The organism is Novosphingobium endophyticum (assembly GCF_014640675.1).
GTDB classification, from domain to species: domain Bacteria; phylum Pseudomonadota; class Alphaproteobacteria; order Sphingomonadales; family Sphingomonadaceae; genus Novosphingobium; species Novosphingobium endophyticum.
The window spans coordinates 30607-44260 of sequence record NZ_BMHK01000031.1 but is presented as its reverse complement, the minus strand read 5'-3'; the positions used below and the strand labels follow the sequence as shown (position 1 = coordinate 44260).

At 60.3% G+C, this 13654-nt stretch carries 11 protein-coding genes; 5 read left to right on the top strand and 6 right to left on the bottom strand.

The features are described from left to right. The 3 genes from IEX32_RS16830 to IEX32_RS16820 all read left to right on the top strand — a co-directional run. Nucleotides 1-714: hypothetical protein (locus IEX32_RS16830; protein ID WP_229736443.1), on the top strand; the 714-nt coding region annotated here is incomplete at its 5' end. Nucleotides 715-945: 231 nt separating this feature from the next. Next, nucleotides 946-2247 carry a hypothetical protein gene (locus IEX32_RS16825; RefSeq protein WP_229736442.1) on the top strand — a complete coding sequence of 434 codons (1302 nt, stop codon included), beginning with the start codon at nucleotides 946-948 and terminating at the stop codon, nucleotides 2245-2247. A 2-nt stretch (nucleotides 2248-2249) separates the two neighbouring features. After that, nucleotides 2250-2663 carry a nuclear transport factor 2 family protein gene (locus IEX32_RS16820; protein WP_188772699.1) on the top strand — a complete coding sequence of 138 codons (414 nt, stop codon included), beginning with the start codon at nucleotides 2250-2252 and terminating at the stop codon, nucleotides 2661-2663. Nucleotides 2664-2673: 10 nt separating this feature from the next. Here IEX32_RS16820 and IEX32_RS16815 read toward each other — a convergent pair whose 3' ends face one another. From IEX32_RS16815 to IEX32_RS16795, 5 genes are all read right to left on the bottom strand, one after another. Beyond that, nucleotides 2674-3132: a nuclear transport factor 2 family protein gene (locus IEX32_RS16815; protein WP_188772698.1), complete on the bottom strand. Its 459-nt coding sequence runs from the start codon at nucleotides 3130-3132 to the stop codon at nucleotides 2674-2676. Nucleotides 3133-3203: 71 nt separating this feature from the next. Next, on the bottom strand, nucleotides 3204-4934 hold the full coding sequence (locus IEX32_RS16810; RefSeq protein WP_188772697.1) for an N-acyl-D-amino-acid deacylase family protein: 1731 nt from the start codon (nucleotides 4932-4934) through the stop codon (nucleotides 3204-3206). 78 nt (nucleotides 4935-5012) lie between these two features. Next, nucleotides 5013-5645, bottom strand: a complete 633-nt coding sequence (locus IEX32_RS16805; RefSeq protein ID WP_188772696.1) for a carboxymuconolactone decarboxylase family protein — start codon at nucleotides 5643-5645, stop codon at nucleotides 5013-5015. Between the two features lie 42 nt (nucleotides 5646-5687). Beyond that, nucleotides 5688-6941, bottom strand: a complete 1254-nt coding sequence (locus IEX32_RS16800) for an MFS transporter (RefSeq protein ID WP_188772695.1) — start codon at nucleotides 6939-6941, stop codon at nucleotides 5688-5690. A gap of 209 nt (nucleotides 6942-7150) precedes the next feature. Next, nucleotides 7151-9526 (bottom strand): TonB-dependent receptor, encoded by a 2376-nt coding sequence (locus tag IEX32_RS16795; RefSeq protein WP_268236755.1) that lies wholly within the window; start codon nucleotides 9524-9526, stop codon nucleotides 7151-7153. A 192-nt stretch (nucleotides 9527-9718) separates the two neighbouring features. Between IEX32_RS16795 and IEX32_RS16790 the strand changes: the two genes are divergently transcribed. Further along, nucleotides 9719-10477 carry an IclR family transcriptional regulator gene (locus tag IEX32_RS16790; protein ID WP_188772693.1) on the top strand — a complete coding sequence of 253 codons (759 nt, stop codon included), beginning with the start codon at nucleotides 9719-9721 and terminating at the stop codon, nucleotides 10475-10477. 64 nt (nucleotides 10478-10541) lie between these two features. After that, nucleotides 10542-11060 carry a nuclear transport factor 2 family protein gene (locus tag IEX32_RS16785; protein ID WP_188772692.1) on the top strand — a complete coding sequence of 173 codons (519 nt, stop codon included), beginning with the start codon at nucleotides 10542-10544 and terminating at the stop codon, nucleotides 11058-11060. 1132 nt (nucleotides 11061-12192) lie between these two features. Here IEX32_RS16785 and IEX32_RS16780 read toward each other — a convergent pair. Continuing rightward, the gene (locus tag IEX32_RS16780) at nucleotides 12193-13626 is read right to left on the bottom strand and encodes an MFS transporter (RefSeq protein WP_188772691.1); all 1434 of its coding nucleotides are present in this window, start codon (nucleotides 13624-13626) and stop codon (nucleotides 12193-12195) included. Nucleotides 13627-13654 lie beyond the last annotated feature (28 nt).

The window sequence follows — 13654 nt, the reverse complement described above, 5'->3', positions numbered from 1 at the left end:
CGAACCCCAATCGCTGCCGCCATCACAAGCCTCCGTGTGCCTGTGCCAACGAATCATAATCTCAGCAGTTTGGGAATCCCCGACGTGAGTCAGCCTCTCCGCGCTGGTATTACCCGCGAGCGTAATGGGCGGACCATACGCACCGGTTTTGTAGGTGAGCGTTGTTCCCGCCGCATACTCGCTTTCATGGCGGAAATCGAAATCGCCGGTGTCGCTCGAATAGCTGGTCTGGTCGACGTAGTGTCGATGATCTGTTGCCATCAACATAAAGGCCAGGTCCGCGACATCGGCACATCGCTCCAGCCGGGCAATGTCCTTGAAGACGTCGTACCGGTTGTTGGGTTCGCGGTGGTTTTCTCTCTTGAAGAACTTCAGCTCGATCGCGCAGCGCCATTCGCGGCCATCATCATCTGTAAGACGGAACCACACGTCGATCCGGCCCCGTTTGCCACCATCATTCCGCAATGGCTTCTCGAGTTCGACAGAAAACGTTTCACGCTCGCTGATGATCTCGAGGTCCGCGACCGAGGAGATTATGCGGCCAAGATGCAGCTGCAGGGTGGCCTCAATTTAACATCGTACCCGCCCACCGCTTATCTGACGAAAAAGCGTAGGCACAGCCAAGTTCACGATATTCCGGAGGCGCAAGAGCGACATGTTTTCCTTCAGACCAACTTCAGCCACTGCCATAACGTAGCGATTTTGACATCGTAATCCTCTTTTTCGACTTAAGGTATCAACTTTGACACCTTATCGATTGTCGAGATTGTCATCCCCTGTCGCGCCACTGAACGAGGTGGTCATGGGTTTTCCGGTACGCGGCGGCGACCGCGAGAGCGGACCGTGATCCTGCACAATTGTTGCTGGGCGCGCTCATTCAGCCGATATAATATTCTTCTACATTATTATTTTGACGGTACATACGATCAAATGAACTTGAGATATTTGAAAGATTTTACGCGTGGCGACGCAACGAAGTTGATGACACCCAGGCATCCCGAGGCCTTGCACCGGGCGGGTAGCAATTTTTTGACGCAAGCGTTTCAGGCATTCGGCGTCCTTGATGCAGACAATCGGGTGACGTGTGCAACAAGGTTCGAAGACTGCCCGGGGGGCAGTACAGGTAAGAAGGTATTCCTTTCAGTCGAATATGAGCGGCCGCAGCCAGGCCTGCACGAGCATCTGTTCGTCAAATTCTCGCGCGACTTTTCCGATCCGATCCGCGACGACCGGGGAAAACACGAAATGAAGGGGGAAGTACTGCTAGCGCAGCTGGCGCGCGCGGCGGACTTTCCGGTGCGGGTTCCCCGGCCCTATTTCGCCGACTATGAGGCGGCGAGCCACACGGGGATCGTGATCACCGAGCGCGTGTTCTTTGGCGAGGGGGGGCTCGAGGTTCACCACAAGAAGTCCCATGACTTCGAAATTGCCGAACCCGTCGATCATTACAAGGCGATATTGACTGCTTTGGCGCGACTGGCCGGTGCACACCGCGCCGGGAAGCTGTCAGGTGATATCGAGCAGATGTTTCCCTACGATCCGGCCATCGCGGCGGCAAGCATTCCGATCGCCTATTCCGAAGCGGAAGTGCGCGAGCGCATCCGCCGCTTCGGCGCCCTCGCCGAGCGATCGCCGCAGCTCTTCCCACGAAATCTTCATGACCCGGAATTCTATGCCAAGCTCGAACGCGAGGTCGGCCGTTTCCTGGATCACGAGGCGGCGATCGGAGCCTTCTTGCAGGGCGATCCGGACTTCATCGCGCTCTGCCACTGGAACGCCAACATAGACAACGCCTTTTTCTGGCATGACGAACGAGGCACGCTGCAGTGCGGGCTGATGGACTGGGGGCGTGCCAACCAGCAGAATGTCGCGTTCGCTCTCTGGGGATGCCTGTGTGCCGCACACCTCGACGTTTGGAACCATCACATCGACGACCTGCTTGAGCATTTCATCGCCGAATACCACGCCCACGGCGGACCACGGCTTTCGCTCGCCGATCTGCGCCTGCATCTTGTCCTTTACGCCACAATTATGGGCCTCTCCTACTTTATAGATAGCCCGGCGCGTATCGCTCAACGTCTGCCGGAGGCGCTGGACGCGACTGGTCCGCTCGATCCGGTATTCGCGCGCAGCGATACTGCGCGCAACCAGTTGCACATTTCCACCGTCGTGCTCAGTCTATGGCGGCGACACAGCCTTGGCGACAGCGTGGATCGGCTGCTCGAACGGACATCAGGAGCACAATAGCCATGACAAGCGAGGACCGGATCGCGCTTGCCCGCGAGTTCGTGCTCAACGTGGCCCAAGGCGGCATCGCCCTTGCGCATTTCGCTGACGAGTTCACCGTTTGGACCACGACGACCGGTCTGATCGAAGGCGTCGATTACTTGCCTCGAATGGAACGGGCCGGCCACCTCTGGTTGGAACCATTGAAAATGACGATCGAAACCGTCATTGCCCGCCACGACTGCGTCGTGCTGGCCGCGCGCTCGCACGGGGTTCTGTTCACCGGCGACACCTACGGCAACGATTATCTTTTCGTGATCGAGTTCGACAAGCACGGCAAGATCAACCACGTGCGCGAACATTACGACGCGGAACGGCTCGAACGGATCTTTCGGCCCGCGTTGAACACATGGCAGGCGCTCAACCCCGGTCGATGACGAAAGGATGTCAGCCAAGCGGCCGCGCGAACGGTTGAGCGCTGTGGAAGCGGCTGATGCGCCAGTGGCCGTCTCCTTCGCGGCGGCAGTCCATCCACACGTCGGCAATCGCGCTCGCGTCTGTGTGACCGGTGCCAGCCGGGTGGCCCTCGGCGGTGAAGAAGGTCATGCCGAAGGTGATAGCCGCGGAGTCCCGGTCTCGGAATTCAACTCGCAGGTTGGCGTTGAGGTGGCGCATGGGCGGAACTTTGCCGCCATCCCCGGTCAGTCTGTCGAGGCGCTGACGATAGGCCGTGACGATCTCCTGCCGGCCGCTGCGCAAGCCGGAATGCATGTGATAGGAGCAGTCCTCGGTCACGATTTGGCCGATACCGACGCCGTGATGGAAATCGAGCTCATAGACCCAATCGTTGATGAGCTGCTGAATCTCACCGACCGCCACGATCTCTTCCGAGCTGAACTTTGCCACTGCATCCTCCTTCATGTGTTCGCGCTATTCCGCAGGCTTCCGGCCTCCGAAGGACCGCCGGCACGGAGAACTCATTTGCTCCGCAGCAAACGGCCCGGCAGTTCTCCGGTCAGTTCATCCGCTTCCACGATCGGCGCGCCCCGGACGAACGTTGCGAGATAGCCGCTCGCCCCCTGGTGCAGGCGTTTGGCCCCACCGGGGAAATCGTGAAGGAGGCGTGGGGGGGTCAGCTTCAGGCGATCGAAGGCGATTACGTTGAGATCTGCATATGCGCCCAGGCGAACCTCACCACGATCCCTGAAGCCGAAGAATCTCGCCTGGGCCCCCGTCAGCCGATGCACGATCGATTCCTTTCGGAACCCGCGCGCCCGATCCCTCCCCCAATGGATCAGGGCGAACGTAGTGTTGGCGAAATCACAGGCAGCCGTCACATGTGCGCCCGCATCGCCGAAACTGAACATCGTGTCGGGCAGCGACAGGATCGCATGCTGCTCATCCAGGTTCCCGTTGCCAAAATTGAACACAATCAGATAGAGGAAGTGCCGCCCTTCGTTGGCGATCAGGGCATCGTAGAAGACTTCATAGACGGTGCGCCCCTCACGCTCGGCGATGGCCTTCACCGAGGTCGCAGGGTCAGGTTCATAGTCCGGCGTCCCGTCGACGATAAAGATGCGATCGGCCTGGTTGGCCAGAATCTCGAATTTGTAGCTGGCCATCTGATCGTTGGGATCGGGCGCCGGCTCTTCACTCAGCAGCCGCGCGCGAACTTCGGGATCCCGCATGCGGACCAGCCGTTCGGCAAGCGGTAGAGACCGGATATCCATGTAGGTGGGATGGCGCAGGAACGGATGGAACTGCTCGAGGCCCATCAGCGACCCGATCGCCCTAGCCGAGGCCTCCAGCGAGATCCTGGCGCCCGCCGTCGTCATCGCGGCAATTTCGGACGCGAGCCGGCGCCAGCCGCCTGCCACTTTGGGATACTGCTGCATCGGTGTAAGCACCGGCGCGCCCAGCGCGGTGATATCGCGCAACAGCGCGAGTTCGCGCAGCGTGTCATCTTCGGTGCCCACAGTTCCTCCGAAATCCGAAGCGAATTGCAAGGGCCTGCCCGGAAACCGCGTGAGCGTCCGCGTCAAAGCCAGTAATTCATCGCTTGGCGCATGCCAGTCGGGAACGTGCGAGCCGTCCGAAAGTTGGTGAAGCGCGATGCGGTCGGTCGAAAACGCGCAGGCGCCGGCGGTCAATGCTTCCTCGAGCAGCGCCTGCATCTGGGCGATGTCGTCGCCCGAGGGAGCGCTGCCGTCCAGCGCACGCGCGCCCATCACCTTGAGACGGATTGGAGCATGGGTGGCATTCGACGCGAGGTTGATCGCGTGGGGTCTTTCTTCGATCCGGCTCAAGTAAGAGCCGAAGGTGTCCCAGTTCCAATCAATTGCGGCATCCAGCGCCTGCCCAGGAATGTCCTCCACCCCCTCGAGCAGCGATTTCACCTGAGGCACGATTTCCGGCGAAAGCGGCGCGCAGCCGACGCCGCAATTGCCCATGACCGCCGTGGTCACGCCGTTCATCGCCGAATTGATCAGATGGCTGTCCCAAAGCGATTGCGCATCGTAGTGGGTGTGCGTGTCGATGAACCCCGGAGTCACCATGGCGCCGTCGGCAGAAATGGTGCGTGTCGCTACCGTCGCTATGCGGCCGATCTCGACGATGCGCCCCCCGATTATCCCGATGTCTGCGGTATAGGCATCCGCGCCCGTGCCATCGAAAATGGTGCCTCCCGCGATCTTCACATCCAGTTGCATTAAATCTCTCCCGACTAGCGCCAAGCGGCGCCACGCCCCTGAACGGGGGCCCGCCAGCTCACACGCCCGGCTGATCGATCATGCCGGGCTGCGATCATCTACCGGCTTGTCGAAGCCGAAATCGAAGCTCGTTCCCGTCGCGTTCAGGATCATCGCCCAGAACGCCCAGGTTGCAATCACCGCCGTGCACTCGATCGCTTCCTTCTCACCGTAGCGATCGACGACCCGCGCGAAGATCGCATCCGGAACGACGCCAGAGCATACCGCCAGCGTGTATTCGATGATCAGCTTGTGTTCGTCGGAGTAGACATGGTCGGCAGTCTCCCATAGCGACAGCATCGCCTGCTGTTCATCGGTCAGCCCGGCCCGGCGGGCGACGTCGACATGGGCCTGAAAGCAATACTGCGACCGAAAATGCAGATTGACCGTTTGGACAATCAGCTCGCGCAGATCGAAATGGTCCTTGGCCCAGGTACGCTCTCCCAGAACAGCATGTGTTAGCTTGAGAGCGTTCAGCGCGATCCGCGGATTCTGGGCGAGCTGCGAGATGCCGGCGTGCCCGCCGGAAATATATCGGCCTTCGGGTTCGGGGTATGACTGGGCGACGTAGTCGAACAGTTCACCCAGTTCCGACGCAGTGGCGTCGTCGAGATCGTAGGGATAGTCGGATTCCCAGTAGACGCCTTTGATCCGCGATGTGGGCAATTTCAATGTAGGTCTCCGAGTATTGGCAATTGTGCAAAAATCGAAAATTCAGTCAGCCGGCGAAACGCGCGATCCGCTCGTCGGCTGTTTCGCGGCGGCTCTCCAAAGCAGTGCGGCGCTCGCTGGAAGCGTTAGCAATCCCGTAAGGGCGAGCGAAGCGCCGATCCCCGCCCGGGTTGCAAAGGCAAGATCGTTCAACATGCCGACCAACAGCGGTCCTACAGCGAGCGCGCCCAATCCGACCGTGGCATAGAACAACGCCGTCAGCTTTCCTCGCAGGCGATTGGGGACCAGTTCCTGTACGGCAGCTATCGTCGTCCCCCCGCTAGCCTGGGCGCATCCCATGAAGAGCCCGAGAAGCAATGCAGCCCCCATTCCGGTCGGCACCATCGTTGCAGTCATCGCCGGAACGATCATGCAGCCAACGGCAGTTGCAGCGGTCAGCAAATTCGCATTCGCTCTATTCGAACGCCGCAACCGGGCCGAAACCGATCCTCCGACCGCGGCGCCGAGAAAGCCGAACACCAGGTGTACGATTCCGTACTGCAGGCCGACCTCAGTGATGGTCCAGCCATGGACGCGCATGAAGAATGCGGGAATCCACGCGAGCAGCGCGGCCGCCTGGATCTGATAGAGAGTAACACCCAGAAAGAGCGGAACGATCGTCGCGCGATGGCCCGATACATGCCAGAGAAGATCTTGTAGGGACCCGCCGTCAACAGAACCGCCTCGCCGCACGGGCTCGCGTTTCAGGAGCAACAGAGGCACCAGAAGCAGGCCGGGCGCGGCCACAATGACGAAGATCGCGCGCCAGGATTCCACCATCCCGATCCAGGGGAGCACGATGCCATTGCTGGCGCCGGTGATTTTCGCGACGAGTCCGCCTGCGATGAGCGCAGCTCCCGCACCCGAGGCCCCGCCCACGGCGTAAAGGGAAATCGGCAGGCTCCGAGCTTCCGGGGAGAAATCGTCCGCGATCAGGGAGGGAGCCGTAGGCGTGAGCGATGCTTCCCCGATCGCCACGCCCATGCGCGTAAGCAATAGCTGGGTGAAGTTCATGCAAAGTCCCGACAGGGCGGTCATCGTGGACCACAGAGCCAAGCCTACAGCAATGAGCCGTAACCGGTTGCCGCGATCGGCCAGCCAGCCCGCCGGGAAGACCATCAGCGTCAGGAAGATTCCGAAGGCAGGCCCCTGCACCAACCCAATCTGCGTGTCTGTGAGTTGCAGCGAGTCCTTCACTGGTTCGACGAGCAAACCAAGAATGCTGCGGTCGATATAGGACATGAACAGCGCCGCCATCAGGAGCGCGACGCCGCTCCATGCGGTAGAAGGCCTGGGCCATGTGGCACCGCCGTCCGCCTCCGGTGCGGTCGTCAATCCTGAATTGGTCATGCGCACCTAATCCCATCGAAATTCGCCAGACGCCCTGGGAAGCGCGACGCTTGCGCCCTCCAAGGCTGGCGAACGCAGGGCGGGATGCCACGCGGCTTCCCGCCTCACGACCCACATCAGAAACGATAGGTCCCTTCCAATGCCACCTCGCGCGGCCGATTGAATACGCCGCCGTATTGGTTTGGGCCGCCGAACGGTTGGTTGAAGCTGTACACTAGGTAATAGGCGTTGTTCAGGTTGCGTCCGACAAGCGCGAGTTCGAACTGGTCTCCGGGCGACTTGATCCGCGCCGAAGCGTTGAGACGCCAGAAGGCCTCTTGCTGACCACCCGCGGCGTAGTCTGTCTGCGCATTGTACGAGGATGAGCGATAGGCGTTGCCCGCAAGGTTCACGGACCATCCCTCCGCCACCTCGAACTCGTAGTCGGCGCCGAAGCTGAATGTGAGTTCGGGCGCGCGATTGAGAGCCTTGCCGCTAAGGTCCTGGAAACCGCCGACGCAGCCTTGCGCCGCGGTCTGGCCGGTGAAGCATTGCGCTCCCGGGAACGAAAGATAGCGCGCCCTGTTGTAGCCGGCGTTCGCATTGATGTTCAGACCATCCGCGGCCAGCCATGCGATCGAAGACGTGATACCCGTGGTGCGCGCGCTGGCGGCGTTACCGATATTGGCGCGAAGCAGCACCGGATCGAACGCCACCACCTGCAGGCCCGAATACTTGTAGCGGTAGGCGACGATATCGAACCGCAGGCGGCGGTTGAACAATTCGGCCTTGTAGCCGGCCTCGAAGCCTCGCACCTTCTCGTGGTCAAACGTCAGGCTGCTTTCGGTCGCGGTGGCGGAAAGGAGGACGGGATTGGCGAGCCCGCCCGACTTGTAGCCCGTCTTGTAGGCGGCGTAGATCATGTTGTCGGCGTCCGGCTTCCAGGTAAGCGTGACTTCGGGCGAGACGTCATCGCGGGAATACCGCGCCATAAGCGGCAGTCCGGCGGGACGCAGCGTTCTGCCGATGGCGCTGTCCAGGTTGTTCGACGTGTTAACGTAAAGGGTTCGCTTCGCGTCGTGCGTAATGCGCGCGCCGCCAGCGAGTTCGAGTCCTTCAACCACGTTCCAGCGCGCCTGCGCGAAAGCCGATATGCTCTCGTTGACGCTATCGGTAGTCTTCATGTTGGTCGTGTAGTTATTTGCGCCGGGGTTGAAGACATGAAGAATGTCCGGCGCCCCGAACCAGTGGCGCGTCGCGCGTTCCAGATAACCGCCGATCATGAAGTTGATCGGACCGTCGAACTCGGTGTTCAGTCGAAGCTCCTGCGACACGATCTCGTAGCGTTCGCGCTCGACGTTGAACGACGAGGCGATCGAACTGAAGTCCGACGTGTGCGCGCCCTGCAGAAGTTGATTGTAGTAACCCGTGTTGGACGTGAGCGTCACGTCCCCGAACCTCTTGTTGATGTTCAGGACGACCAGGGCAAAGTCCGAGCGGGCATAGGGAACCCCACCATTCGCATAGGGAAAGTTCACCGCCAGCTGCGCCGGTAGCGCGGTTTGGGCCGTCACGCGATCCTTGCGGCAGTCCCCGTTCGGCACGGCGATGCCCGATACCATTGGGCTCGTGACGGGGGGCAGGCAGAACGTCTCGACATAGGCTGCGTTGGAATTCTCCCGGGAGCGATCGAGCTGCACCTTCAGCCGAACGTCAAAATCGTCGGCGGGCTTCCACGACAGAGTCAACCTGCCGGCGAGATTGTCCCCAGCCGGGGTCTTTGGCGCCCAGGCACCGGGCAGCGGGACTGCGGGCACGAACGGGTTGGGTCCGGGCACCGCGACATTGCGAATCCACCCATCCATCTTGCTGGCGCGGAACGCGAGCCGCGCGCCCAGCGTCTCGCCGAGCGGACCGGAAATCGCGCCCTCGGCATAGCGCTCGTTAGCCGTGAACTCGTACCCGGCTTTGACGTACCCTTCGAAGCTGTCAGTGGGATCTGCGCTCGAAACCGAGATGACGCCCGCCGGAGAGTTCTTGCCGAAGAACAGAGCTTGCGGACCCTGCAAAATCTCGACCTGCGCGACATCGAACATCGAGGCGGAAATGACCCTCCCGCGGCTGAGCTGCATGCCGTCCATGCTGATCGAGATGCTCTGGTCCAGACCCGCATCCGTCGAAGTCGAGCTGATACCACGGATGGTGATGAGTGCGCCCGTACCGTTCACCCCTCGCCCGATCGACACTTGCGGCGCCAGCTCCGCGATCTTGCTTAGGTCGGTAGCCAGGTTATTTGCGAGCGCAATCGGGGCAATCGCCGTCACGGCAACTGGGACATCCTGAAGCGATTCCTGACGCAGTCTGGCCGTGACCACGATCTCGGCCAGTTCAGAATCACTGGGCGGCCTTTGCACAGAATCCTGAGCAAGAGCAGGACTTCCGGATACCAGAACAGACAATGCTGGAACAACAGGCGTTAAAAGGACAAGTTTTCTCACAACATACCCCTCCATTTCTTATATGCTTTGACATGACGGATAATCTATTCAGTCTTTAATGACTGATCCAATTTGATATTTAATATTTCGTCATGATCTTCCCCTCACAGAACGATATTCGCCCTTGACACACGCGCAAGAAAAAAGAACAAAAGTTCCATTCTATGGAACTTTTGGCCCGAGCGGGAAGTCGGAAGGGAAGAAGGCTTGGACAAAATCGATGCCGGCAGCCCGGAAAAATCCTCCGGCGATTCAGACAAGGGCGGCGTCAAAGCCGTCGATCGCGCGCTAATGGTGATGGGGGCACTGGAAAGGGCTCCGGGACCGCAGACCTTGACCGACCTGTCGGTAGCAACCGGGCTCTACAAAAGTGCAGTCCTCCGCCTGATCGAATCGCTCAAGAACGCGGGCTACGTCGCGCGCTTCAGCAATGGAAAATATTCTCTCGGGCCGGGCGTGTTTCGGCTCGGGGCGGCCTATGAAAGGCTCAATCCCATTCGCGAATATATCGGCGTGGTGTTGAACAATCTGGTGTCGGAAGGAAGCGAAAGCGCTTCATTTCACGCGCCCGAAGGAACGGATTCGCGCATTTGCATGATGCGCGTAGACTCCCATCACTCGACGCTCGATCGAATTGCCGAAGGGGACATCTTGCCCCTCGATCGCGGGGCGACCGGACAGTTGATCGCGGCGTTCGGGACGCCCAAAGATGAGCGTCTTGAAGAGGTCAGGATTGCCCAGTTCGCAGCATCTGTCGGCATCGACGACAGCGGGTGGGCGGACATGGCAGCCGCGGTCTTCGGACCCAACGGCAAATTCCGAGGTGCCTTATCCCTTTCCGGGCCGGCCGTGCGCTTCACGGACGCGATGATCGATCGCTGGCGCCCCCGGATCATCAATGCGGCGCGCAACATCACTCTCGAACTGGGCGGACAAATTTCGTCCACGAGACGCCCGAAAGCCTAGGCGAAACGAAAAGCGCCACGGGCGTGCGCAGGAATTTTTCAAAAAGCTCGGCGGGAGAAATGACATGAACCCTCGGATCAAGGAAATGCTCGATCACTATGAGATCCAGAAGCTCGTCAGCGAATACTGTCGCGGATGCGATCGGATGGATGCCGAACTGATGAGCGGCGTATACGCTGAACCAAGCTGGGACGATCACGGCCCAACAAAGACGTCCGGCCCCGAATTTGTGCGGCGTACCATGGAGCTGATGAAGGATCCCCGATCCGTGGCGGGCAGCCACATGCTCGGCCAGACGTTGATCCGCGTTTTTGGCGATGCGGCGGGCGCGGAAACGTATTTCCTCGCTTCCAGTCGGCGGACTTCGGAAGACGGCGAACTTCTCAACCAACTGGCCGGACGGTACATCGACTCGCTGGTTCGCGATAAGGGGGAATGGCGGATTTCGAAACGCATCTGTGTTAGGGACTGGTCGCTCTCGACGCCGATCGTCGCGGATTGGCTGCGAGATGCCGGCTTCGCGGATGGTAAGCGGTCGGAGGAAGATCCATCCTACTCCGTTCTCAAGCTCAGGGGGTCATAATTGAGAAACACCTCTGACCGGGGAGCGATCGACACCGCGACATCGAAGGTCCCTTCGAACGCGTGAATGTTGGAAATGATCGCGCCCGTCATTCCCCGATCATGGGATGCAGCAAGAATACCCCGATGATACGAAAGCCTACAGCCTGTGGTTTGCCACCCACTGCAGGTCCTGGTGCCGGCCGGTCGGGGCTCGTCGTCTCTGACGACGGCTCAAAAACCGATCGAGGCGGCAACCCCCAGCGTGCGGGGGCGTTGCCCCATCTGCCTCAGCGGAGTTCCCGTGGGTCGTGTCCCAGGTGGTGGTGTAGCTGATCGGCGTGGTCATCGTGATTTTCGGATAGGTTTGGGTTGCGACACTCGAACCTGACGGAAGGGATCACAGGGTCTGCATCGAGGACAGCCGCTTGTCCGACATCCAGTTGTCGCAGGGACAGCGCAAGCGCCTCGCCCTCCTCAGCGCGCTGGTGGAGGAAAGGCCGGTCCTGAGGGTCCATGAAGAGCAAAGGCCCGCTAGACGTCACCTGATGTTGATAAAAAACATTATATATCAATTCAGTAATTGCCAGAAAATTATCCCTCCTCCGCTACCAACATCCTGTTTGGCGATAGTCGCCAAAGGTTGAAAAAATCCCACTTTTCCGGTAGTTTGAGGGCAGTCGCTGGTTGTCAGTGACTGCTCTTGCTTGCCTGCAATTGCGGTCGGTCGCAGATCGGGCAGCTGTCGTCGGCGGGCCACGCTGGCGTCCCGATCACCGTTGCGGCGTTCTTGAACAGCGAGAGCAAGTCGGCACGGCCGACCTTCGCGACCGCTTCGTCACGCGCCTTGGCGGTCGCCTCGAGCGTACCGAGTTGGCCGACATGTCTTCGGAGAAGGTCAGTTTGCGCACCGCTTCCCGGTCCTGCTGCATCTTCTGCAGCTTGAGTCGGTTGGCATTGTCGGAGCCTTCTTCCAGGGCAGCGACTGCGGCCTTGTGGTCGAAGTCTTTGAGGCGGCGTCTATCCGAGGCCGGCGTCTACAGGAATGGACGAGAGGCTGGTTGCCCGCCTGAACTTTGCGGGCCTCCACCTACATGTGACACATCCAACTGCCCCAAGGCCCTTGGGCGGATATAACCAACCGGCAATCAAGGTTATGCTTCGGACGCCGCCTGCTCGCGTGCGGCGGCTTCGACGTCGGGCGCGACCTTGCGATGGGGTTTCAGGAACAGCGCAAGCACCACTCCCACGGCAGTCAAGCCAGCGATCCAGATCATCGTAAGCCGGAAACCTTCGGGCGAGGGCAATTGCGCCCCGCTGGCGGGATCTGTCAGCGTCGCGGTTGCCAACAGAACGGCGATGATCTGGGCGCCGATAGCCGACGCCATGCCGCGGGTCACCGCGATCGTGCCGATCGCTTCACCCGTTCGTGCTTCAGGAACAGTGCCAACGATGACGTTATAGATCGCGGCGTTGAGGATCGTGGTGCCAAAGGAAATTACACACAAGATCGCGATCACCTCCATCAGGGTGTTTGGCAAGCCGACGCCGATGAGCCAGCCGGACACCGCAAGCAGGGTACCGATAATTACGGTCGGGCGATCGCCGAAGGTCTTGGTAAGCCAGCCGGATAGGGGACCGGCGAAGAAGGACAGGACGTTCGAGGGCAGCTTGGCCAGTCCTGCCACCGTGGCGCCAAGGCCAAGGCCCGCCAAGGTCCAGGCCGGTGACTGGGTATATGTCGAGAAAACCAGTACAAGTTGCATGGTGCCAAGGCCCAGACAAATCGTTAGAAGATTGGCCAAGGCGACATTGCGTGAGGCCACCAACCGCAAATCCACGAACGGTTCACTGGCGCGAAGGCTGCGCCGCGACCAATATGCCATGACCAGTGCGCCGACCAACACGGTGCCCCAAACCGATGGATCGCTCCAGCCAAATGCCTTGGACTGGCTGACACCGTACAGGACCGCCATGATGCCTGGCGCCGGCAGCAGCCCCTCTATCCAGTCGATCGGCTGCTTTGTCGGGATGCCAGGCTTGCCCGGGACCCAGAACTTGATCGCCACCCACGACAGGGCCAGCAGAATGGCGCTGACCACGAAAAGCCAGTGCCAGTTGAGATTGTCTACAATCACCCCGCCCAGTACGAGACCGACAGCCACGCCAACGCCCGAGCCCGTCGTCATCAGCCCTACGGCTACAGGCACACGCTCTTTCGGAAGCGATTCCCGGATCAAACCTATGCTCAGCGGGATGACTGCAACCGAGAGCCCCTGCAGCGCGCGTCCTGCCAGGACCACGCCGAAGTTATCGGTTACGGCGCTCATGATCGAGCCGATCGTGGCGATCACCAGCATCCACAGAGTCATTGATTTGCGCCCGTAGATATCGCCCAAGCGGCCGACAAGCACGCCCGCTGCTGCGCCAATCAGCAGGTGTATCGTGACGAGCCAGCCTGCGGTGATCGGATCGCCGAACTCGCGGATCAACGTGGGCAGCGCGGCATAGAGCATGGCTGATTCGAAGGTCGCGGCGATTTCGGCCAAAAACAGCGCCGTGATGATCGCGAGATAGTTCGATTTCATATTGTATTTACCTCTGCTCGCTGATGAC

Coding starts and splice junctions, on each gene's coding strand:
- IEX32_RS16820 (WP_188772699.1), top strand. CDS start 2,250: ATGACAAGCGAGGACCGGATCGCGCTTGCCCGCGAGTTCGTGCTCAAC.
- IEX32_RS16810 (WP_188772697.1), bottom strand. CDS start 4,934: ATGCAACTGGATGTGAAGATCGCGGGAGGCACCATTTTCGATGGCACG.
- IEX32_RS16800 (WP_188772695.1), bottom strand. CDS start 6,941: ATGGCGGCGCTGTTCATGTCCTATATCGACCGCAGCATTCTTGGTTTG.
- IEX32_RS16795 (WP_268236755.1), bottom strand. CDS start 9,526: ATGGAGGGGTATGTTGTGAGAAAACTTGTCCTTTTAACGCCTGTTGTT.
- IEX32_RS16785 (WP_188772692.1), top strand. CDS start 10,542: ATGAACCCTCGGATCAAGGAAATGCTCGATCACTATGAGATCCAGAAG.
- IEX32_RS16780 (WP_188772691.1), bottom strand. CDS start 13,626: ATGAAATCGAACTATCTCGCGATCATCACGGCGCTGTTTTTGGCCGAA.